Source organism: Proteus myxofaciens ATCC 19692, from assembly GCF_001654855.1.
Classification (GTDB): Bacteria; Pseudomonadota; Gammaproteobacteria; order Enterobacterales; family Enterobacteriaceae; genus Proteus; species Proteus myxofaciens.
Window position 1 is genome coordinate 1 of the sequence record NZ_LXEN01000286.1, and the last position, 205, is coordinate 205.

General features: G+C 34.1%; 1 protein-coding gene. It reads left to right on the top strand.

The genetic code is table 11. The annotated features are described in order from the left end of the window. A partial coding sequence (locus M983_RS16890; protein ID WP_157092009.1) for an SDR family NAD(P)-dependent oxidoreductase occupies nucleotides 1-205 on the top strand: 205 nt, incomplete at both ends.

Sequence of the window (205 nt, forward strand, 5' to 3'; positions counted from 1 at the left end):
ACGAATAAGATTGGTGTTATTACTGGTGGTAATAGTGGTATTGGTTTAGCATCAGCAGAAAAATTTGCTTCTCTAGGGGCAACGGTTGTTATCACAGGAAGTAACTTAGATAAAGGTCAAAAAGCAGAAAAATATCTTAAAGAAAAAGGACTAAAGGCTGAGTTTATACAAATGGATGTTGCTAAAGAAGAAGATAATGAAAAGC